General features: G+C 61.5%; 15 protein-coding genes and 1 tRNA gene. 9 read left to right on the top strand and 7 right to left on the bottom strand.

From position 1 onward, the window contains the following. The first annotated feature begins 69 nt into the window (after positions 1-69). Together ACZ41G_RS06605 and ACZ41G_RS06600 are read left to right on the top strand one after the other, a co-directional pair. Entirely contained in the window at positions 70-1,161 is a 1,092-nt protein-coding gene (locus tag ACZ41G_RS06605; RefSeq protein ID WP_464145030.1) for a zinc-dependent alcohol dehydrogenase family protein, read from the top strand. A 315-nt stretch (positions 1,162-1,476) separates the two neighbouring features. Continuing rightward, on the top strand, positions 1,477-1,923 hold the full coding sequence (locus tag ACZ41G_RS06600; RefSeq protein WP_412170443.1) for a MerR family transcriptional regulator: 447 nt from the start codon (positions 1,477-1,479) through the stop codon (positions 1,921-1,923). A gap of 505 nt (positions 1,924-2,428) precedes the next feature. Here the strand turns inward: ACZ41G_RS06600 and ACZ41G_RS06595 are convergent. Next, positions 2,429-2,710 carry a UTRA domain-containing protein gene (locus ACZ41G_RS06595; protein WP_464145029.1) on the bottom strand — a complete coding sequence of 94 codons (282 nt, stop codon included), beginning with the start codon at positions 2,708-2,710 and terminating at the stop codon, positions 2,429-2,431. A gap of 592 nt (positions 2,711-3,302) precedes the next feature. Then, positions 3,303-4,952 carry a phosphoglucomutase (alpha-D-glucose-1,6-bisphosphate-dependent) gene (gene pgm, locus ACZ41G_RS06590; protein WP_414625612.1) on the bottom strand — a complete coding sequence of 550 codons (1,650 nt, stop codon included), beginning with the start codon at positions 4,950-4,952 and terminating at the stop codon, positions 3,303-3,305. Between the two features lie 568 nt (positions 4,953-5,520). Between pgm and ACZ41G_RS06585 the strand changes: the two genes are divergently transcribed. Together ACZ41G_RS06585 and ACZ41G_RS06580 are read left to right on the top strand one after the other, a co-directional pair. Then, a complete protein-coding gene (locus tag ACZ41G_RS06585; RefSeq protein WP_464145027.1) occupies positions 5,521-7,647 on the top strand; it encodes a glucose PTS transporter subunit IIA in 2,127 nt (708 codons plus the stop codon). A gap of 26 nt (positions 7,648-7,673) precedes the next feature. Then, the gene (locus tag ACZ41G_RS06580; protein ID WP_464145026.1) at positions 7,674-8,555 is read left to right on the top strand and encodes a PRD domain-containing protein; all 882 of its coding nucleotides are present in this window, start codon (positions 7,674-7,676) and stop codon (positions 8,553-8,555) included. Here ACZ41G_RS06580 and ACZ41G_RS06575 read toward each other — a convergent pair. Continuing rightward, complete coding sequence (locus ACZ41G_RS06575; protein ID WP_414600796.1) at positions 8,543-9,847, bottom strand: diacylglycerol/lipid kinase family protein; 1,305 nt, start codon at positions 9,845-9,847, stop codon at positions 8,543-8,545. The two genes, ACZ41G_RS06580 and ACZ41G_RS06575, sit on opposite strands and share 13 nt — an antisense overlap. A gap of 144 nt (positions 9,848-9,991) precedes the next feature. Here ACZ41G_RS06575 and serS point away from each other — a divergent pair, with 144 nt between their 5' ends. From serS to ACZ41G_RS06560, 3 genes are all read left to right on the top strand, one after another. Then, positions 9,992-11,278 (top strand): serine--tRNA ligase, encoded by a 1,287-nt coding sequence (serS, locus tag ACZ41G_RS06570; RefSeq protein ID WP_015450904.1) that lies wholly within the window; start codon positions 9,992-9,994, stop codon positions 11,276-11,278. Between the two features lie 110 nt (positions 11,279-11,388). Next, positions 11,389-11,473 (top strand) — tRNA-Ser (locus tag ACZ41G_RS06565). Between the two features lie 1,330 nt (positions 11,474-12,803). Beyond that, a complete protein-coding gene (locus tag ACZ41G_RS06560; protein ID WP_464145024.1) occupies positions 12,804-13,499 on the top strand; it encodes an HAD family hydrolase in 696 nt (231 codons plus the stop codon). 91 nt (positions 13,500-13,590) lie between these two features. Here the strand turns inward: ACZ41G_RS06560 and ACZ41G_RS06555 are convergent, their stop codons facing one another. Continuing rightward, positions 13,591-14,283, bottom strand: a complete 693-nt coding sequence (locus ACZ41G_RS06555) for a LuxR C-terminal-related transcriptional regulator (RefSeq protein WP_464145023.1) — start codon at positions 14,281-14,283, stop codon at positions 13,591-13,593. Further along, positions 14,280-15,947 carry an ATP-binding protein gene (locus ACZ41G_RS06550; RefSeq protein ID WP_464145021.1) on the bottom strand — a complete coding sequence of 556 codons (1,668 nt, stop codon included), beginning with the start codon at positions 15,945-15,947 and terminating at the stop codon, positions 14,280-14,282. Before ACZ41G_RS06550 ends, ACZ41G_RS06555 begins: the two co-directional genes overlap by 4 nt. Positions 15,948-16,060: 113 nt before the next feature. On the opposite strand from ACZ41G_RS06550, the gene ACZ41G_RS06545 reads away from it, so the two are divergent. Together ACZ41G_RS06545 and ACZ41G_RS06540 are read left to right on the top strand one after the other, a co-directional pair. Beyond that, a complete protein-coding gene (locus tag ACZ41G_RS06545; protein WP_464145020.1) occupies positions 16,061-17,926 on the top strand; it encodes a PspC domain-containing protein in 1,866 nt (621 codons plus the stop codon). After that, the gene (locus tag ACZ41G_RS06540) at positions 17,923-18,621 is read left to right on the top strand and encodes a hypothetical protein (protein WP_464145019.1); all 699 of its coding nucleotides are present in this window, start codon (positions 17,923-17,925) and stop codon (positions 18,619-18,621) included. The genes ACZ41G_RS06545 and ACZ41G_RS06540 overlap by 4 nt, the downstream gene beginning before the upstream one ends. A gap of 260 nt (positions 18,622-18,881) precedes the next feature. On the opposite strand, the gene ACZ41G_RS06535 is transcribed toward ACZ41G_RS06540, so the two are convergent. Further along, positions 18,882-20,573 (bottom strand): alpha/beta hydrolase family protein, encoded by a 1,692-nt coding sequence (locus ACZ41G_RS06535; protein WP_464145018.1) that lies wholly within the window; start codon positions 20,571-20,573, stop codon positions 18,882-18,884. 76 nt (positions 20,574-20,649) lie between these two features. Further along, positions 20,650-21,363 carry a DUF4125 family protein gene (locus ACZ41G_RS06530; RefSeq protein ID WP_464146255.1) on the bottom strand — a complete coding sequence of 238 codons (714 nt, stop codon included), beginning with the start codon at positions 21,361-21,363 and terminating at the stop codon, positions 20,650-20,652. Positions 21,364-21,410: the final 47 nt, after the last annotated feature.

Raw genomic sequence — 21,410 nt, 5'->3', positions numbered from 1 at the left:
TGTTTGCCGGGCAACGCTCGCGGCGGCAAACTGCGCGATCCGCGCCACAACACAAGGAGTGTAACCATCATGAAATCGACCATCTACTACGGCCCGCGCGATGTGCGCGTCGAACATCGTCCCATTCCCATCATCAAGGATCCGGGCGACTTGATTATCCGTGTCGTCCGCACGTGCGTATGCGGGTCCGACCTATGGCCTTACCGCAGTCAGGACGTGAACTCCGCCGGTACCCCGATCGGGCATGAATCCATCGGCGTCGTCACCGAGGTCGGCGCTGACGTGACTGCCGCCAAACCCGGCGATTTCGTCATCGTGCCTTTCCCCATCAGCTGCGGCGAATGTGCGGCGTGCAAGGCCGGCTTCGAATCCAGTTGCTTGAACGGCGGCTATTTCGGTGGAGCCGACGGTGAAGGCTGCCAAAGCGAATATCTGCATGTGCCGCACGCCAATGGCACGGTTGTCAACGTGTCCGAGGCGCTCGCCGCAGGCGATATCCCCGGTGCGCCGGCGAGTCCGAAGGACTTCACCGACGAGATGCTCGCCGATTTGCTGACCCTCTCCGACGTGATGGGCACCGGCTACCATGCTGCCGTCAGCGCCGAAGTCAAGCCCGGATACACCGCCGTCGTGTTCGGTGACGGCGCGGTGGGCCTGTGCGGCGTGTTGTCTGCGAAATTGCTGGGCGCCACCCGCATCATTGCCATGAGCCGTCACGAGGATCGCGCCGCCATCGCCCGCGAATTCGGCGCCACCGACATTGTGCCCGAGCGTGATGACGCGGCGGTCGCGCGCGTCATGGAACTCACCGGCTCCGGTGCCGATGCCGTGCTCGAATGCGTCGGATCCGCCCAATCGTTCAACACTGCGCTGCGTGTCGGTCGTCCGGGTGCCGTCATCGGTCGCGTCGGTTTGCCGCACGGGGTGCAGATTCCGGCAGAGGCGACGTTCTACCGCAATATCGGTATCAAAGGCGGCCCGGCCCCTGTGCGCACCTACGCTCGTCAGCGCCTGCTGCGCGAAGTCCTCGCCGGCAACATCCATCCTGGACGTGTGTTCACCAAGACATACGCCCTGGACGAGGTGCCGCAGGCTTACGCCGACATGGATGCGCGCCGCGTTATCAAGGCGTTGGTGAAGGTGTCCGAAGTCGAAGGCTGACGGTCGACAACGAGCGCGATGGGCTGCATGATGCGTGGGCTTGATGTGTCAGTTCGCAGCTGCATCGGAGCCACGCCGAAACCGCATCGGAGCCGACATTGACATTGCGGACGCGTCGAACTGCCGCATTGCCTCCTGCCGCCTTGGATCACAATCCCGGGCGGCAGGTGCGCGCCGGTGTTCTGCGACGGTGTTGCGGTGTTTGCGGTGTTGTGATATTGGGTTGTGGGGTTGTACTGCGTCGGTAGGATGTCTTCAGAGTGTCAGGATTTCAAAGATTCTCGAAAGGCAATCGGGTGCGGAAAGGAGTCGCTGATGGCGACATACACCATCGGCCAAATGGCAAGGAAGCTTGGAGTATCCACTTCGACATTGCGGTATTACGACAGTGAGGGGTTGCTGCCGTTCGTCGGGCGAACCAGCGGCGGAGCGCGCGTGTTCCGCGACGAGGATATGCCGATGATTAACATCATCGGATGCCTGAAGGCAGGCGGCATGCCAATCAAGAACATCAAACAGTATGTCGATTTATGCGATGAGGGTGATACGACCATCGAGCAGCGGCTCGATATGATTCGTAACCAGCGTGACGCGGTTGTTGCCAAGATGCGTGAATTGCAGGACAATCTTGACGCACTCGACTACAAGCTGTGGTACTACCAGACGGCCGACCGGCTGGGGTCGTGCGAGCAGGTTGATGCGCTGCCTGATGAGGAGTTGAGCCCCAAGATGCGCGAATTGCGGCACCGGCTGAGCCATTGAAATCATTGGATTGTGTCGCGCGGTGTGGATTATGGTCTGCGCGTGTGGCGTGATCGACGCGGAAGTTTGCGTCACGGAAGCGTGAAACCGGCTTATCTCCCGCGATCCGTGGGAGATAAGCTGCGAATCGGTGATTTGACAGAGAAGTCCCGGATTGCTGCGGGAGTTTATCGCGAATACGCCGATCCGCCACTCTTCTCCCAAAACCTGACTCGGGACCAATATTCAAGAATCGCGGAATTCCAACGTTCCCCCTGGGAGATTGTCCGCATGAACGCGTGATTCCCACAAACTCCCGCACCGCGCGCGGGAGATTAGCGTCCGATAGACCGATTCGCGTTAAACTCCCGTCCGCCGGACAACAGCGTTGCTGCAAGAAGCTCGAACTTCGTAAAAGATCCCAGATGTCGCGTCGCTGGATTCGGCGTGGCGGCAGTCCGGGCAATCATGTCCCGCAGGCTGATTGTGCCACGGAATAAGACGGGGCACGGCGAATCAGATCGAGTCACCCCGCAGCAGACAGCCGCACATATCCGGTCGCCTTGAGCGTGAATCGGATTCGCGATGCCGCGAAAAGATCGACCGCGTGCTCGACTATCCTGCCCTGGGTGTCGGATGCGTCGCGCCGGATGCGCACAACCGGCGAGCCTGTCGGGATATCCAGCAGCGACGTGTGTTCGTCGGATGCCTCAAAGGTTTCCAATGTCTCTTCGGCATCGGATACGTCGACGTCATATCGCGTGTTCAACGTGCCGTACAATGATATGCCGAAATCAGGATACGTCAACAGGTCCTGGAGGCCATTGAAGTCTCTGCATCTATTGGAGCCTTGCTTTTCTCATTGCAGGAAGGCAAGGCTCGTTCCTTGTGTGTGGTCGTCGCGTCTTGGACGACCGGCGGTATGGAGGTGCCGGTACGGATACAGGCATTGGAGGTGTGGTTGTGTGAGCCGATCCTCACACAACCACCCCTCCGTAGTGCTCGATGCACTGTTCCCGGCTTGTAGCATCCCCATCGTGTGAGCGAATCCTCACGCACAGGGGGTTGGACGGCGCCGAATCGTCGATTTGCCGTCATCGACCGGTCATAATGTGAGCGAATCCTCACACGACGGCTTGGATTGCTGCTATGGCTGATTCTGGCGATTTGACTGCCTGTTTTGTGAGGATTCGCTCACACACTTACCCGACCGGGCGCCCCGATGAGCCGACGACCGCCATTGATCCGCTCATCTTGTGACCCGTTCCTCGCACTCCGTCCCACAGCCGTCCGTCCGCTCGCGCACGCCGCCCTAAACTGCAGCCAACGCAAAGACCCCGCCGCGGAGCCATTCCGCAACGGGGTCTTGGACTGCTCAAACTACCGCGATCAGCGCGGTGTCACTCAGCCAGCGCCTTGTCCACGACTTCGGTCGCTTCCTCGAGCACCTTGTCGAGGGTCTCGGGGGAGTCGAAGGATTCGGCGTACACCTTGTAGATGTTCTCGGTGCCGGACGGACGGGCGGCGAACCAGTTGTTCTTGGTCGTCACCTTGAGACCGCCAATCGGCGCGTCATTGCCCGGAGCCTTGGTGAGCTTCGCGGTGATCTCCTCGCCGCCCAGGGTGGTGGCGGTCACGTCGTCGCCGGTGAGCTTGGCGAACTTCTGCTTCTGCTCGAGGGTGGTCGGCGTGTCGATGCGCTTGTACCAGCTCTCGCCGAAGCGCGCGACCTGGTCCTTGTGCAGTTCGGCCGGGTTCTTGCCCATCTTGCCGGTGATTTCCGCGGCGAGCAGGTCGGGGATCAGGCCGTCCTTATCGGTGGTCCACACGCGGCCGTCCTTGCGCAGGAAGCTCATGCCGGAGCTTTCCTCGCCGCCGAAGGCGACTTCTCCGGTGAACAGCGGGTCGACGAACCACTTGAAGCCGACCGGGACCTCGACGAGCTTGGCGCCGATGGAGGCGGCCACGCGGTCGATCAAGGAGGAGGACACGAGGGTCTTGCCGATGCCGGTGCCTTCGGGCCAATCCGGACGGTTCGGGTTGCCATTCTTGTCTTTGCCGAACAGGTATTCGACGACGACGGCGATGTAATGGTTCGGGTTCATGACGCCCCAGTCAGGGCACACGATGCCGTGACGGTCGGCGTCTGGGTCGGTGCCGCCGACGAGATCGTACTTGTCCCAAGCTCCGTTGTTGAGCGAGTCGACGAGACCCTTCATCGCGTACGGTGAGGACGGATCCATACGGATCTTGCCGTCGTGATCGATGGTCATGAAACGCCAGGTCGGGTCGACCTGCGGGCGCACAACCTCGATGGAGGTGCCGTACACTTCGTTGACCAGCGGCCAGTAGTTGACGGACGCGCCACCCAGCGGGTCGATGCCCAGACGCACGCCGGAGGACTTGATCACGTCGAAGTCGATGACGTTGCCCAGATCCTCGACGTAATGCTTGCGGAAGTCGAAACGCTCGACGAGATCGGACTTGACGGCCTGCTCAAACGGAACGCGCTTGACATTCTTGAAATCAGGCAGCAGCTCGTTGGCGCGCTTGGCGATTGCGTTCGTCGTCTCAGCCGGGGCCGGGCCGCCGGTCGGCGGATCGTACTTGAAGCCGCCGTCGGTGGGCGGGTTGTGCGACGGGGTGACGACGATGCCGTCGGCGAGGTCGTCGCCGGAGAAGCGCTGCGTGCCGTCAGCCGCACGGTTGTGCGTCAGGATAGCCTGGGAGACGACCGGCGTCGGGGTGAAATCGTCGCGCGAATCGATGCGCACACGCACACCGTTGGCGACCAGCACCTCGATAGCGGTCTTCCACGCCGGCAAGGACAGGGCGTGGGTATCGCGGCCGAGGTACAGCGGGCCGGTGATGCCGGCGGCCTTGCGGTGCTCGGCGATGGCCTGGGAGATGGCGACGATGTGGGCCTCGTTGAACGAGGTCTTCAGGGAGGAACCGCGGTGGCCGGATGTGCCGAAGCTCACGCGCTGCTCGGGGACGTTGACGTCGGGGACGATGTCATAGTATTTGCCGATGACCTCGTCGACATCAATCAGATCAGCTGGGGTGGCGGGAAGACCCGCATTTTTTGCTACCATGTCTTCAATTGTGCCACGTCGTTTGGATGTTCGCTCGGAGGCGTCCCGACATATGGCAACGATCGCTGATTTTCGCTTCTCATGTCAGGAATGAAACGTTTGCATTGGCGGAATCATCGTATTCCTCTTGATTGCTATCGTTTGCATACGATTGGCGACATACGGACGTCGGGGCTGATTCAGTGATTGCGGCACCCGGCATCGTCTCGCCGGTCCGCCCGCGCCCACGTGTCTGTGACCACGCACCCGCGACCTCGTACCAGCAGCCACGCGCCAACGCGGCATCTTCCTTGAAAATCCGCGGCTCGAGACGATTCAATCCAAAGATGCCCGCAAAGATGCTTGCAAGAAACGAAGTGCAGCGCTATAGTGTAACTGATTCGTTTATTGCAGGGTTGCAAGTCAAACAAGACGCAAGACCTGAGACACGGTGGCACTGTCATATCTGCCACCGAGCCTCGGGTCTTTTTTGTTGACGCCTTGTGAATACGAAGTGGAAGAACAGCCCAAGGAAGGAAAGACGATGGCCGAATCAACTGCCTCGCAGATCATCGACGCGGTCGGTGGTCCGGGCAACATCAAGAGCCTGACGCATTGCGCCACCCGTTTGCGGTTCGAACTTGTCGACGCAGGCAAGGTGGACCAGAACCGACTCGAGCACATGAAAGGCGTGCTCGGTGCCGTTCCACAGAGCGGTGACCGGTACCAGGTCGTCATCGGCGGCGGCGTCGCCACCATGTACGACAAGATCATGCAGCTGCCCGAAATGGCCAATATCGGCGGCGGCGAAGTCAACAACGACGGCTCCAAGAAACTGTCCAACGCCGAAGTCAAAGCCCAGGAACGCTCCAAGGTCAAGGGCAAGCACGCGTGGGTGGACAACTTCTTTGAGTTCCTGTCCGACACGTTCCGCCCGATCATCAACGTGCTGCTCGGTGCATCGCTGATCATCGCGATCCTCAACGTGCTCATCGCCTGCCATGTCATCTCCAATGACACGGAAAGCCCGACCCTGCTGCTGTGCAAGGCCGCGTACGAGGGCGTCTTCTACTTCCTGCCGATCATGATCGCCTACAACGGCGCGAAGAAGCTCAAGGTAGACGGCTGGGTCGGTGCCACCATCATGGCGGCCCTCATGACCCCGCAGTTCATGGCCCTGTCCGCGCCTGACAAGTGGGCGGGCATCTTCGGCGACAAGAGCGGTCTGGCCGCGGCCAAGAGCGCCCTCAACTGCGTGACCAACGCCACGCTGGGCACCCAGTCGTGCTCCACCAAGGTGTTCGGCCTGCCGTTGCAGCTCAACGACTACTCCGGTTCCGTGTTCGTGCCGCTGTTCATGGTCGCCGTGCTCGCGCTCGTCTACAAGGGTCTCGAGCGGATCATCCCCGACAGTGTGCAGATGGTGTTCGTGCCGTTCCTGTCCATGATCATCATGATCCCGGTCACCGCCTTCCTGCTCGGCCCGCTGGGCGTGTGGGTCGGCAACGGCCTCGGCGTCGGCCTGGCATGGCTGAACAACAACGCGCCGTTCATCTTCGCGATCCTCATTCCTATGCTTTATCCGTTCCTCGTGCCGCTTGGTCTGCACTGGCCGCTCAACGCCCTCATGCTGGTCAACATCAACACGCTGGGCTACGACTTCATCCAGGGCCCGATGGGCGTGTGGAACTTCGCCTGCTTCGGCGCGACCGCCGGCGTGCTGGTCATCGCGATGCGCGAGAAGAACGTCGACATGCGTCAGACCGCGTTCGGCGCGCTCATGGCAGGCCTGCTCGGCGGTGTGTCCGAGCCGAGCCTGTACGGCATCCACCTGCGCTACAAGCTGGTGTACAAGCGCATGCTCATCGGCTGCTTCATCGGTGGTGTGGTCATCGCGATTCTCGGCTGGATCTTCCCGTCCACACTCGCCAACGGCCAGGTCGTGCACGGCGTGACCACCACGGCCTTCGCCTTTACCTCGCTGCTGACCATCCCGGTGTTCAGCCAGATGTGGGTTTATGCGATTGCCATCGCCGTGGCGTTCTTCGTGTCCATGTTCCTGATTATCACGCTCGACTACCGCACTCCGGAGCAGAAGGCCGCTGACCATGCGGTGGAAGCCCAGCAGGCGATGGACGAGGTCGAAGCCCCGGCAGCCCCGGCCGCCGCGAGCGACAATACTGTCGCAACTGCTACCGCTACCGCGACCAAGACCGTGACCGATACGGTTGTCGCTCCGGTTGCCGGCCACGTCATTTCCTTGGATGAAGCAGGCGACCCGGTGTTCGCCTCCCGCGCGCTTGGCGAGGGCGTCGGCATCCAGCCCACTGACTCCACCGTGTACGCCCCGGTGTCCGGCGAGCTGTCGACGGTGGCCGAAACCGGTCACGCCTTCGGCATCAAGACCGATGACGGGGTCGAAGTGCTCGTGCACGTCGGCATCGATACGGTCAAGATGAACGGCGAGGGCTTCACCCCGGCCGTCACCAAGGGTCAACGCGTCAACGCCGGCGACAAGCTGGTGACCGTGGACTTTGATAAAGTCAAGGCGGCAGGTTTTAACACCGTCACTTTGATGACGGTTCTGAACACCGCGGCGCTTGGCGGCGTGACCCCGAAGACGGGCATCGACGTCAAGCCGGGAGACGCCGTTCTGGAGATCTCCCGCTGAATCGCGGGCTGATCGGAAGGAACGTCGTGGACATTCTCCGCGTTTTCAACAACAATGTCGTGCTTGCGCGCGACGGCGACCAGGAGGTCATCCTCACCGGCCGGGGCCTTGGTTTCAAAGCCAAGCCCGGCCAGAGGGTTGACGACTCCAAAGTCGTGCGGAAATTCGTTCCTTCCGACGGCCGCGATCCCGATCATGTAGCCGAATTGCTTGCGGATATTCCTCCAGAGACGATTCGGCTGGTCACCGACGCCATGACGCGCGTGGGACTCGGCCAACAAGCCGAACAGACGCCTACGCTCGTCATGGCGCTCGCCGATCACGTGGTCGGCGCGTTGCGTCGGGCCAAGCGTGGCACCTCCGTGGAATATCCGCTCGACGCGGAGGTCCGTTCCCTGTACGCCAAGGAGTATGTCCAAGGGGAGGCGCTGGTTTCAGCGCTCAATGACAGCCTGCATGATGCCCTGCCCCGCAGCGAGGCGGTGGCGTTCGCGTTGCATCTGGTCAATGCGGGCTTTTCCAACGGGGATTTGTCGTATACCTATACCATGACGGGCGTCATCCAGCAGATGCTCGTCATCATCGAGAAGACCTACAATATTTCGCTCGGGCAGCACAATGTCAGTGTCGGCCGGTTCATTACGCATCTGCGCTATCTGTTCGTGCGCATCTATCAAGGCCGCCAATTGGACAGCGAGCCTGAGCCGGTGATCGAGGCGATCAAGCAATCCTATCCCGATCAGGTGCGGTGCGCGCAGAAAATCGCCGATGTCGTCGCGATCCGATTGGGGGCGGATCTGACTCCCGCTGAAATCGCTTATCTGGCGTTGCATGTAGCCCGCGTGGTATCCGACGTCGATGAACGCGAACAGGACGACGCGTTGCCGGTGGATGCTCAGCGCGATTGATTCAGATTGCTGTTGCCGGGAGCGGCCGCCGGTGCGGTTGCGGGGACGGAGGCGCGTACTGATGGCGACTTGGGGGCGGAACCCGACTCGGACCGCGGTGCTGATGCTGGCACGGCCACGGGCGCGGCCGTGGAAACGGAGGCCGTTCCTGGCGCTGATGTGGATGCCGGCGCCGCTGCGCTCGCCTTGGCCGGGTCGCTTTCCGGGGCGCGCACGGTCAGCGATTGCCGATCAACGGTGATGAGGATATGCCGTGTGCGGCCGAGCATGTCGCCGTCCACCTCCGCAAGTGCCGACTTTTCCAGCTTGATTTCGGCGCTGACGCCCTGCATCTGCTCGATGGTCGAATTCGTGGACAGCGGGCTTTGCTGTGGCTTTTTGGTGATGGTCTGATGGACCACGTCATTGAACAGGTTCGCCCAGCCAAGCAGGCCGCCGGTTGTGTCGATAATCTCGAAATCAAGTAACCCGTCATCATAGGACGCGCTGGGCATCAGTGAAAACACCGGTATTTCGCCGCAATTGCCGGCCATGAACGTGCGGAACACGAGTCCGTCAACCGTGTGCGTGTTGCCGTGTGCGTCGGTCACGGTCACATCCGCCTTGAATTTCGGCGTGAACAGGTTCTTCGCCCCGCTGACGAAGTAGGCCAGCCAGCTGATGTTCTTCTTGAGTTGCGGATCTGTCTCCTCGATCATCTGCGCGTCGAAGCCGACACCGCCGATAATCATGAACGCATGCGGGTGGTCTTCGTTCGGGTCGTCTAGCAGGGAGAGGCGTCCGACGTCGACCTTCCTTGAACCGTGCGATGTGGCGATGGTCAGGGCTGCCTCGAAGTCATCCACGGGAATGTTGAGATTGCGGGCGAACAGATTACCCGTGCCGATCGGTAGGATGCCCATCGCATGCCCGCTGCCCGACATCGCGCTCGCCACCGTACGCACCGTGCCGTCGCCGCCTACCGCGACCACGACGTCAGCGCCATGCCCGAGCGCTTCGAGCGCGCACGCGCGGCCGTCCTTGTCAAGCTGCGTGTCGATGAACTCGATTTGTTTGATGCCTTTGCTTTCGCAGAACGACTTGATTTGGCGACGCCGTTCATTGGCCTGCGGTTTGGATGGATTGATGATGAACGCGTAATGGACCTGGTCGTCTTCCCGCTGTTCAAGTACCTTGGCGACATGCTGGCGACGCAGATGGCGGACAAGGAAGAACGCGGCGACACCAATCGCTACGACCGCGACGATGATTGCGATAACAACAACCGCTATAGGCATCTTGGACGACTGCATAGGTTCCATTCTTACCTGTTTCGCTGGGATGTCCATGGGCAAATCTCGAGAATTTGACGGTCCCTCCACGAATTGTTTCGCGTTGCCGGCGCCGGCACCTACTGCCAGCAGTCACGTGTCGGCTTGCCGCATTAGTCTTGAACTATGCTTGATATTCAATTCATCCGTGAACATCCGGACATCGTGAAGGAATCCCAGCGCAAGCGCGGGGAATCCGTGGAACTTGTCGACGAGGTGCTCCGCTCCGACGAAACCCGTCGCGAGTCGCTCAAGGCGTTCGAAGCCGCACGCGCCGAACAGAAGGACATGGGCAAGAAGATCGCCACCGCCGCTCCTGAGGAAAAGGCGAAGATCATCGCCCAGACCAAGGAGCTGTCCAATAAGGTCTCCGAATACAAGGACACCGCAGACCAGGCCGCGGCCGAGTACACGACCGCGATGTGGAAGCTCAGCAACATCGTTGAGCCGGAAGCTCCGGAAGGCGGCGAGGACGACTACGTGGTCGTCAAGAAGGTCGGCACCATCCGCGATTTCGCCGCGGAAGGCTTCGAACCGAAGAACCACCTCGAGCTCGGTGAAGGCGTTGCCGGCATCGATATGAAGCGTGGCGTCAAGGTCTCCGGCTCCCGCTTCTACTTCCTGCGCGGAGCGGTCGCCCGGCTGCAGATCGCCATGCTCACCATGGCCGTCGACCAGGCTGAGGAGCACGGCTTCACGCTCGCCATCACCCCGACGCTTGTGCGCCCCGAAGTCATGGCCGGCACCGGCTTCCTCAACTCCCATGCGGACGAAATCTACCGTCTGCGTGAGCCGGATGACCAGTATCTGGTCGGTACGTCTGAAGTCGCGCTCGCCGGCATGCACGAGAACGAGATTCTTGATCTTGACAACGGCCCGCTGCGCTACTGCGGCTGGTCCAGCTGCTACCGTCGCGAGGCGGGTGCCGCCGGCAAGGACACGATGGGCATCATCCGCGTCCACCAGTTCGACAAGGTTGAGATGTTCGTCTACTGCAAGCAGGAGAACTCCCGCGCCGAGCATCAGCACCTGCTGCAGATGGAGCAGGAGATGCTGGGCAAGGTCGAGGTGCCGTACCGCATCATCGACACCGCCGCCGGCGATCTGGGCGCTTCCGCTGCTCGCAAGTTCGACTGCGAGGCCTGGGTGCCGACGCAGAACCGCTACCGCGAGCTCACGTCCACTTCGAACTGCACCGAGTATCAGGCGCGTCGTTTGAACATCCGTGAGCGTACCGAGGACGGCTCTACTCGCGCGGTGTCTACGTTGAACGGCACGCTGGCCACCACGCGCTGGCTGGTCGCGATTCTCGAAAACCATCAGCAGGCTGACGGTTCCATCGAGATCCCGAAGGCCATGCGTCCGTACATGGGCGGCAAGGAAGTCATCGAACCGCGCAAGTGGGAGGCCTGAGCCTTTCTTTTGATTCGCGTTTGCACGCGTATCGTGCGGGTATGTTTCCGCTGGTCCGCAGTCTGATGCAGACCTTGTGGTAACATAACCGTTTGTGCGTGCAAACGCATGGACAGGTGTCCGAGCGGTCTATGGAGACGGTCTTGAAAACCGTTGTGGTGCAAGCCACCGCGAGTTCGAATCTCGCCCTGTCCGCAATACCCCGTGGAGTCCACTCCACGGGGTTTCTTGTTATCAAGCCGAAAACCGCGTGATCGGGTGTCGGCCGACATGTCATGCAATTGGGTTCCGACGGACGTATCGTGAGATCGGGTTCCGGGCAACGTATCATGTGTTGTCCGACCTCGGAACCCCGTGGCGTGTATCCCGTAACCCTCTACCGACGCTGAGGGGTGTCTCAGTGTCGGTAGAAGCGGAGAGATGACTGCGCTTGCCGATGCTGACTTGATTGGCGTGAACAGTTTGCGCGGCCGGGTGTGTCCCAATGTCGGCGTGGACTGGTTCCGATGTCGTCGTGCGATTTCCAGTTTGGTCCGTGGGTTCGGATGGTTGCGCGGCCGGTGTCCCGGTGGCTGGTCTTTGTGGTGTCGGCGGATCGTTGATGTGCCGCGGTTTGCGGTGTGGCCGTGGTTGCATGGAGGGTTGACGTCGGATGCCTTTGTGGACTGGATTGGTCTTTGGCTTGCATTTTCCGATTTGGTCCGCGACTCGGATGGTCGGGGTGGTCGGCCAGCCGGCGGTTGATGGTGATGGTGTGAGTGGGGTGTCGGAATTCCGCGGTTCTGTGGTGGTGCCGTGGCTGGTGGCCGAGGGCGTTCCGATCCCTGTGCGGGCTGGTTCCGATGTCGTCGCGCGATTCCCGATTCGGTCCGTGGGGCTGGGCGGTTGCTCGGCCGGTGCGCCGGCGGCTAGTCTTCGTGGTGCTGGCAGATGGTTGATGTGCTGCGGATTCGCGGTGCGGCCATGGTTGCGGGGTGCGTGATGGTGTGCACCTTTGTGGACTGGATCGGTTTTCGGCTCGTATTCTCCGATCTAGTCCGCATTTCGGGCACCCCGGGGCGGTCCGGGCGGTGGTTGATTGTTGTGGTGCAAGCAAATCCTTGGGATTCCGCGGGTTCACGACCGCATCCCAGCTGGTGGCTGGGTGCGGCCCGGTGCCGGCGTGAACTGATTCCTATTCCGCCCGGCGTGCTCCGATTCGGTGCAGGGACGTGATGATGCCCGATTGCCCGTCAAATCCCATCTTTCATCCAGCAGCCACCATCCTCTAACGGCCCTGCACCCTCAAACCATGCAGATTGAACGCCGAGGCAGCCCGGAAACAGTGATGGCAACGCATAAGTCAGATTGACACGATACAACGGCTGCCTCATCAAGCTCAGACACTCGGACAAATCACTCGGCCATACCACCCGGGAGTGTTGTTCTGCAGTGTCACCCAGCAGCATCGCCCGATAGCGCCACTCGATGCCACCAGCCGACACATCAACAATCATTGACACCGCCGTGCGCGACAATAAGAGTCATGAGCGAGCGTAATCACGAGAACATTGGCAACATCAACAATCAAGAGTCGCCATTCCATGCAGGCGAGACCATCATCGCCCCGCACGGCGGCCCGATCACCGACGTCATCTTCGATTATTGCGATGTCCTGCTGGATTGGCGTCCGTGGCGCGCACTTCAGGGCTTGTATCCCCAAGGCGTGATCGACATGTTCTTCGATTCCGCGGACGAGTGGGGCTACGATTTCATCGACCGCCTGCTCGATTCCGGCGTCCCGACGCAGGATGTCCTTGCCGAATACGCGCGACACCACGGCCCGGCGGTCACGTGGGTGCTGCGGATGTGGCTCGAGCATGAGGAGCGGGCGATTTTCGGCGTGCTTGACGGTATGGAGCAGCTGGTCGATGACTTGCAATCTGCCGGCGTCGGGGTGTGGGGGCTGACGAATTTCACTACGGAGGCGGTTGATATCGCACATTCGCGATTCGATGTGTTCAACCGATTGCAAGACACGCTCGTTTCGTCGCAGGAGCGTCTGCTCAAGCCTGACCCGGTGATTTATCTGCGCGCGATTGATCGCTTCGGTGTCGACCCACAGTCCACCGTGTTTTTCGACGACAATCCCCGCAACGCGTGTGGAGCAAGAATAGCCGGTTTGCGCGGGGTGACGTTCACATCCGCCGACCAGGCGCGCGCAGTGCTCGGCTTGTCCTGATTATCCCGACGATGCGGTTCAATCAGCCGGTTCAATCAGCCGGTCCAAGCGGACAGTTCAATCGGACAATCGGACCGCCATCGTCCGCCATTCACACAATGCGCCGGTCCGCCGCCCAACGCGTCAGCTCGGTCCTGTTGGACAACTGGAGTTTGCGCAGCACTGCGCTGACGTGGGTTTCCACAGTTTTCACCGAGATGAACAGCTCGGCTGCGACTTCCTTGTACGTGTATCCGCGGGCAATCAGCCGCATGACTTCCTGTTCGCGCGCCGACAGCCTGTCGAGCTCGTCGTCGTGGATTTCCCCTTCGGGCGCGATTCCGCCGTTTTGGAAGGCGGACAGTACGAATCCGGCGAGTTTGGGGGAGAACACGGCATATCCCTCGTGCACTTGCCTGATGGAGCTGGCCAAATCATCGCCGGTTATCGTCTTGGTCACATATCCGCGCGCCCCCGCCCGGATCACCGAGCCGACATCCTGAGGCGAATCCGAGACGCTCAACGCCAGGAACACGGAATCAGGGGAGAGCGGGTGCGAACGGGTGAGGATTTCCGTACCTCCACCACCCGCGCCGCCAGGCACATGCACGTCGAGGAGCACGACATCGGGCTTGGTCTGCGCAATCATCTCGATGGCGCCCTCGACATCGCCCGCCTGCCCGACGATATCGAAATCTGGTTGCAAGGTGGCGATAACGCCAGCCCTGAACATCTCGTGGTCGTCAACGACGGCGATGCGGATGTCGCTGCCGTCCGCGTTGTCGTCTTGTCCGCTATGACTCATTGCTCCTCGATTCCTGATGTCCTGTGCTGGTCGTTGCCTGCGCTGTCCATGATATGCGTGCGAGCGCCGGCAGGACTCGCCGTGCCGCCGATGGGCATGTGCATACGCACTTCGGTGCCCCAATGCGGCCGGGACACGATCTGTACTGTGCCTCCGCGGCGTTTGATGCGGCCGATGATGGATTCGCGGATGCCGAGCCGGCCTTCGGGTATGGCGTTCACATCGAAGCCTTCGCCGTGGTCGCGCACGTAGACGTCCACAGTGGTTGCTCCCGCCTCGCAATAGACGGAAATCGGCTCCCCGCCGTGCGTGACCGCGTTGACCAGCGCCTGCCGGGTGGCGTTCAGCAGCGCGTCGGTCTGGGTGCATGGCTGCGCGTCGCCGACAGTCACCACCTCAATCGCTTTGCCTGATTCGTCTTCGACTTCGGCGGCGATGTCCTTGATGCCTGCGCTGACGGATTTGTCGGGTGGAGTACGCTCCTGATACAGCCAGTTGCGCAGTTCGCGCTCCTGCTGGCGCGCCAGTGCGAGCACAATCTGCGGTTCACTGCTGTGCAGCTGGATAAGTGCCAGCGTTTGCAATACCCCGTCGTGTAGGTGCGCGGTCATATCCGCGCGTTCTTCCTCGCGTTCTTTGAGTGCGCGCTCGGTGCTCAGGGAACGCGTCAATGACATGATCCATGGGATGACGGCGAGTGCGGTGGCAACCAGCAGGGCGGCTGCGGCGAGGATGGTTTTGCCGTGCACTTGAGGTGTGCCGGGTTCCAAGAGTACGGTGATGCAGAACGCGCCGACGAGGAGCGCCAGCCCGAGTATCGCGGTGAGCCACTGACGTTGTCCATCGTTGAATCGCAGCCAAGCGATGAGCACGCCGCTGACGGTCATAATTGCCGGGAGGATCATTGCGGTTTCCCCGGTATAGAGCATGACACCGCTGATAAGCAGCATGATGATGCCTGACAGGGCGATGATTGCCGGTTTGGGGGCGCGGCGGATGACATCCAGCAGACTTTCGCCGTTCTCCGTCGATTCGGCGGCAGGAATCGCGCGCTCATCGGCCGATGCGTAGGATGTGCTCGGCGGTGCGGCGTCGGATGGCGTTGCCGCACCGGCCGCGGCTGCATCGGGTATGGCTGTGTCTGACGTGGCAGTATTCTGTGCGGCAGTATTCTGTGCGGTCGGAAGACTCGTCGCCGGAACCGAAACAGCAGGAGCGGGAGTCGGTGCAGGCGTTCGTGATGGGCCGCCCGCTTGTCCCGGCACATACCCGGGAACAACCGTGACCGGCTGCGGCATAGCAGCAGCCGAGGCGCCGGGCATCGGGTAGGGGGCGTTGCCGCGAGACAGCGGCGATTGGCTGACAAGGCTGATACGCTGCGCTTCACGCACCGGATCGCCGACCGGCACGGTCACCCACAGGAAGATATAGGCGATGATGCCTGCGCCGAAGACAAACGAGGAGCAGATGAACGCGAGCCGGACCAGCCACACGGGGATGCCCAGATGCATGCTGATGCCCCGGCAGACACCGCAGAGCATCCTGCCGTATTTGGGCCTGAGCAGCGGCAGTTTCGCCGGTGCAAGCGGAGCCGGCGCCTGATATGGCCGCGCGTCGGCGGGCGGAGTGTTCATCCGCTGAGGGGCGTTCGTGGTTTGCATCATGATTCCATTGTGCGCCCCTTGGGGCATATCATCGGGGTTCATACCCTGTTTTCAGGGATAAATCGGGTGTTTCCCCGATACGTTCGGCTGCGGGAGGTTGCTGTAATGGAGACATGAGCAATACACATGATCAATCGCAACAGCCGATGCCGCAGCGGCAGCCCGGCGATGCGGCGGAACAGCCGGCGCAGTCAACGCAGCCTGGGCAATCTGCGCAATCAACCCAATCTACATGGCAGCCGCAACCCGGCGAAGCGCAAGGTCACAGCGGCCAACAAGGCCGTGACGACAACGCCCAACGCCAATACGCCAATTCCACGGCGGCAGACCAGTCCGGCTCCCGCAACGGCAACTGGTATCCTTCTAGCCAGCCCGAACCGCACAAAACAACGAAACGCGACTGGCGCGACATGTTCTTCGGGTGGGTCAGACAAAGCGGCCTTGTCCGTACCGAAGACCGGTATATCGGCGGTGTGTGCGCAGGTATCGCCCATCGGCTGGGCTGGAGTCCCGCCTTGGTGCGCGCCATCGTCATCATCCTTGCCTTCTTCGGCGGTTTCGGCGTGTATGCCTACATTTTCGCGTGGCTGCTGATGCCGGATGTCACCAACGACGGCCATATCATCGCCGAGGATGTTCTGCACGGCGGTGACGGCTGGCAGTGGGTGTTCGCCCCAATCGCTATGTTCATCGTCGTCAGCACGGTCATGTCGTGGCTGATGAGTGACCGCTGGCGTTGGGATATCACCGGGTGGGTCTCGCTTGTTGCGCTCGCGTTGGTCTTGGTGATGTTCAACGCAACGACGTATCGTTCCGGGCGCGTAAGGCCGATTGCGCCTCCAACGCCGATGCCGGGGGCGCCCATGCCGGGCAGTTCTGCGATGCCGATGCAAGGGCAGGGACCTGTCCCGCCGGTGCAGCCCCAGCCGTACCAGCGGTATGTGGCTCAGCCTGCGCGCCCGGTCGAAGCCGCGCAACCTCGCACGGTACGCACTCGACGCAAGCCCGCAGGACCGCTTGTGGTGCTCGCCTCGTTCGGCCTGGTGCTGTTGTCGGCGGCGCTGATGGTGTTCTGGGTCATGAGCCATCATCATGGCGAACCCCGAATGGTCAGCATGGTCGCATCGGCGGCCGGTTGGATCGGATGCGTCTGCGTCGCACTCGGAGTTCTGCTGGTCGTGCTCGGTGCCAAAGGACGCCGTACCGGCGGCTTGCACCCGCTGGTGTGGATGTCGGTGTTCATCACGGTAGTCATGGTGTTCACCGCGGGCGCCACCGGGTATTGCCTGACTGACATCAACCGGCAGGCGGAAGACTACGAACGGGTGGATGTCAACGGTTCGACGACCCTGACCGCGACCAAGACGACGCTCAAACGCCTCAATGACGGCATCTATTTCGTTGGCGACAGCTATTCCGGCGACAAGGTGACCATCGACCTGAGCGATTACGGTGAGCGTTACGGCACCCACAAGATGACCGACGTGGAGCATGACTATGAGTCGTACTGCCCGACGGGCACCTACCGGATTATTGCGAGCGACGTCAAGGTGGATGTGAAACTGCCCAAATACTGCACCTACCGGTTCAAACACGCCGGTTACATGGGCACCAACGGAGTGGGCGGCGAATATCTGCTGGTTGACTCCCGATTTGTCCAGGTGGGATTCGACGACGGCGTGCACATCGATATGTCGGCGTCGGATCAAGGTCATGTGGCCAATCCTGAGCCGTCCGCCTCTTCGGGGTCTGACAGCAAATCCTCTCATTCGTCGAAGTCCGATTCGGACAGCGACAGCGATGATGAGGATGACGACGATGATTATGACGATGACGATGATTTCGACTTCGTATCCACGCCGGAACTGACCATCGACGCTTCGACGATTCAGGGATGGGTCGGCGTGAGCTACGGGGGCAACGGCAAGGGGTATGTCCGCATCTCATCTGACAACGCCAAGAAAGAGGGTACGAAATGAGTGAAGTCAAGGAACAGGATACGGTCGAAACCGTAACCATGCGGCACGTCAACGTGGACGAACCGGTCGCGGAGACCAAGGTCATGCCACAGGCAGAGCCGGAGGATGCCGCGCGCACGGAGGTCATGCCACAGACCTCCTCGATGGACGCCGCTCAGACACAGGTTGTACCGCAAGCGGTTTCGCGGGAGGACGCCACCCAGCCGGTGGCCCGGCGGCCTGAACCGGTTGAACAGTCTGAACCTTCAGAGCCCTCTGACTCGCATGAACCGTCCGGGTCGTCCGTTCCGCGTGGTGGTATTCCACTCGATGAGTTGGCGCGCCGCCGGCAGCAGGTGGCGGATGAGGCGCGTCGCCAGTCACATCCGCTCGGCGACAACACCGTGCCGATGTACACGGGCGCACCCTTCAGGTCTGCCGAGGCGACTGCCCCCGTCGAGCCGGCGTCTGTCATTCATGCCCCAGCCCCGACGGGCGTCAGCGCCGGAACTGTGGTGCTCGGTGTGTTGCTGGTCTTGCTCGGCGCGGTGGCGATTGTCATGGCCGGCATGGTTCCCAATTGGCCGTTCGGTGCAGTGGATCCGTGGGTCGCCGCGGCGGTCAGCATTGGTGCGGTCGGGGTCACGCTCGTGGTCATCGCCATCATTTGGGCGGTGACCAACGCGGTGTCCAGCCGTCGGCGCGAACGCAAGTAGCGCACAACGCGGGAACACGCGACGTGTCCACGTCCGCAATACGGTATCGCCCTCCACACGGTATCGCTCGTGACGCGCGCGATACGCGCAGCATAGTGACCCGGATGGGCTGACGCATCCCCAGCCACGCTCAAGGTCGCCCGTGACATAGCGACACACATGGCATGGCGACGCCGCCACAAAACCCGACACCCTGTCGGGCTCCCAGCTTCTGCCGACGCTGACGACTTGCTGAGCGTCGGCAGAAACAGGGGGACGGGCTATCGCAGTCCCCAGAACATGAATACGATGATGGACAGGGCCAACGTGGCGAGCACGAGCGTGGCGACGATAACGTGCCCGGTGCCGGTCGCGATAGACGGCTCGTCGGGATATTTGCGGACATTGCGCATCACCATGGTGAACACCAGGAACAGCAACAACAGGCAGGTGGCGGCGCCGATTTGCAACACCGTCCAACTAGGCCGCAGTATGTCGGCGCGATTCGTCAGCGACAACGCCGCTTTCCCGAGCGTGACCAGATACCAGCCGAGTGCGCCGGCGACCAATACGGGAACTACGACGCTTGCGGCGAGTAGGGGAGCCGTGCCGCGCCCGAAGTGCGGAGTATCCGCCGGCATGTCTTCGGACTGATGACTATGCCCCATCAGCGTCTGCGTTCTCGATGCGCGCAGTCGTCCACTGACCCACAGTGCAACCGCCCCGATGACAGCGGCGATCACGCACAGGATTTGCGCTACCATCAACGCGAGCGCCACAGAAACCGACCCGATGATGCCATGCGGTGTCCTGGAAGGAGCCGCAAACCGTTGATGTGGCTGACTTCCGGCGATCATCGGCGTGGCCCAGTCCGTAGCCGTGGCGCCGGCGGCGATGGCGTTGGCCCAATCCTCGAGATTATGCGTGTAATGCTGTTCCAACGGCAATCCGGGCAATGACAGCGATGAGCCGGTACGCATCTGATGATTCGTCGGGTAGTACCGTACCGTCACATTCGCATTGCCGTTACGTTTCGCTGCATCGATTAGCGTGCGTGCGCCCTGCTCGATGGGCATGGACGGGTCGATGGTCCCGTAATTGATGAGCAGCGGCATGGTGAGCGCAGAGTAATAATCCTGTGCCGGGAAATCCGCATACTCCAGCCCGACAAGCGAGAAATCAAGGCTGATCAGCGTCGGCAGCTCATCGACCACGCTTTGAGGCGCGCCCGCGATGGTCGCGTACGAGGTCGCCGCCATCGCCATCTGGTCACGCCCGGGCACCACCGGCGGGGATGTGAGGATCATGAACGCGATATCCGGCTGTCGTTTCGCCATGACGGTGGCGATCCACGTGCCTTCCGATTCCGCATACACGCCCACCTGCGAGGGGTTGACGTCGTTCAATCCGGCCAGCAGCTTCCATGAGGCAAGATAGTCGCGGGCCATGGCCTGATAGTCGCGGCTTGTCCATGAATAGTTGTCCAGCCGCTTGTCCGGCACCAACGTGACGATGCCCCCGGACGCCATCGCGGGGGCGATATCGCCGTACACTTCAGACGCCTTGCCAGTCCCGGCGCCATGCACGAACACGCACGCGGGGCGTTTGCCGGGGGCGCCGATCGGTTCGCGCAAGATCGCGTTCACACTGACCGTGTCGGTGAGTTTGATGGTGAGTTTCGTCGTCTTGACTTTGTAGGTGCCTTCTTGCGCGGTTGACAGGCCATTCGCCGCGATCGCGGTGCTGGACGAACCGACCGTGATATGGTCCGTATACGGTTCCACCCGCCAGTTTGCGCCGATTGCAGAACCGATGCCAGCGAGGATGATGAGAACCACGAGTGCTGCGCCTTCGACGATCATGAGCCGGTGACGTCCGCGCTCCTTCCGGGTTTCCGCGGCCGTTGCGGTTCCTGTGGTTGCGGTTCCGGCCGCTGTCTCGCGTTCTTCATGGTCTTCCGTTGTGGTGTCCAAAATGCCGTTCCTGCCTTCGTGGTCTGGATTGTCCTGATTCTTGGATTGTCCTGATTTCCCGGTTTCCCGTCGCCTTTCATGCCTTCGCACCGGATGGAGAATCTTGCAGATTGCGCGGTTCTTGCCTGCCTTGCTGGTTGTTCGCGCCCTGTGCCGTCGCCTGTCGCGCCTGTGCCGCCTGCGCTTCGTCAAGCCCCGCATATCCCTCCAGTCGGACCGTGTTGCGTACGGTCTGCTCGGTCAGGTTGCCGTCTTGCTCGATGATATTCGCCACCAGACGCTCGTATTCGTCGAAAGTGGTATCCGAATACGTGCCCAATTCGCCGCGCAGATAGGTCTCGAACGACGTCTGCTCAGGCGTATCCTCGGCGGTGGTGAGCACTCGCATCGCCTCCCCGAGCGCCGGCCAGCGGCCCGCGAATTCGCGCGCCCATGCGACTTGCCGGGCGATCACCTGCTCCTGGCGCGCCACCCGTTGCGCGGAAAGTCGGGGAATATACGGTTCGATGCGTTCGCGGTAGATGTCAGGCGTCGTGGAGGCCATCATCCGTGCGTATTTTTCGGTGACCAGATTGCGCCCGACGCGGTCCGCCTGCCGTAAATCGTTCTCGTAGCTTGCCAGCAGCGCCGGGGTCCAGGTGAGGAACTGGCTCAGCCGCATCTCGTGGAACATCGGCCAGTTGCCTTGGCATGCCGCCCGGCCGCCTTCATTGTCCGTGCGTTGGAACTGGTCCCATTCCAGCCGAATCACCGTTTCAACCATCGGATCGTCGGCACGGACCGTGACCATCGGCGGCTGTTGGGACATGGCATCCTCTTTCTGTCGGATTCTATCTG

Source organism: Bifidobacterium porcinum, from assembly GCF_055378475.1.
This window is presented reverse-complemented; position numbering and strand designations above follow the sequence as displayed.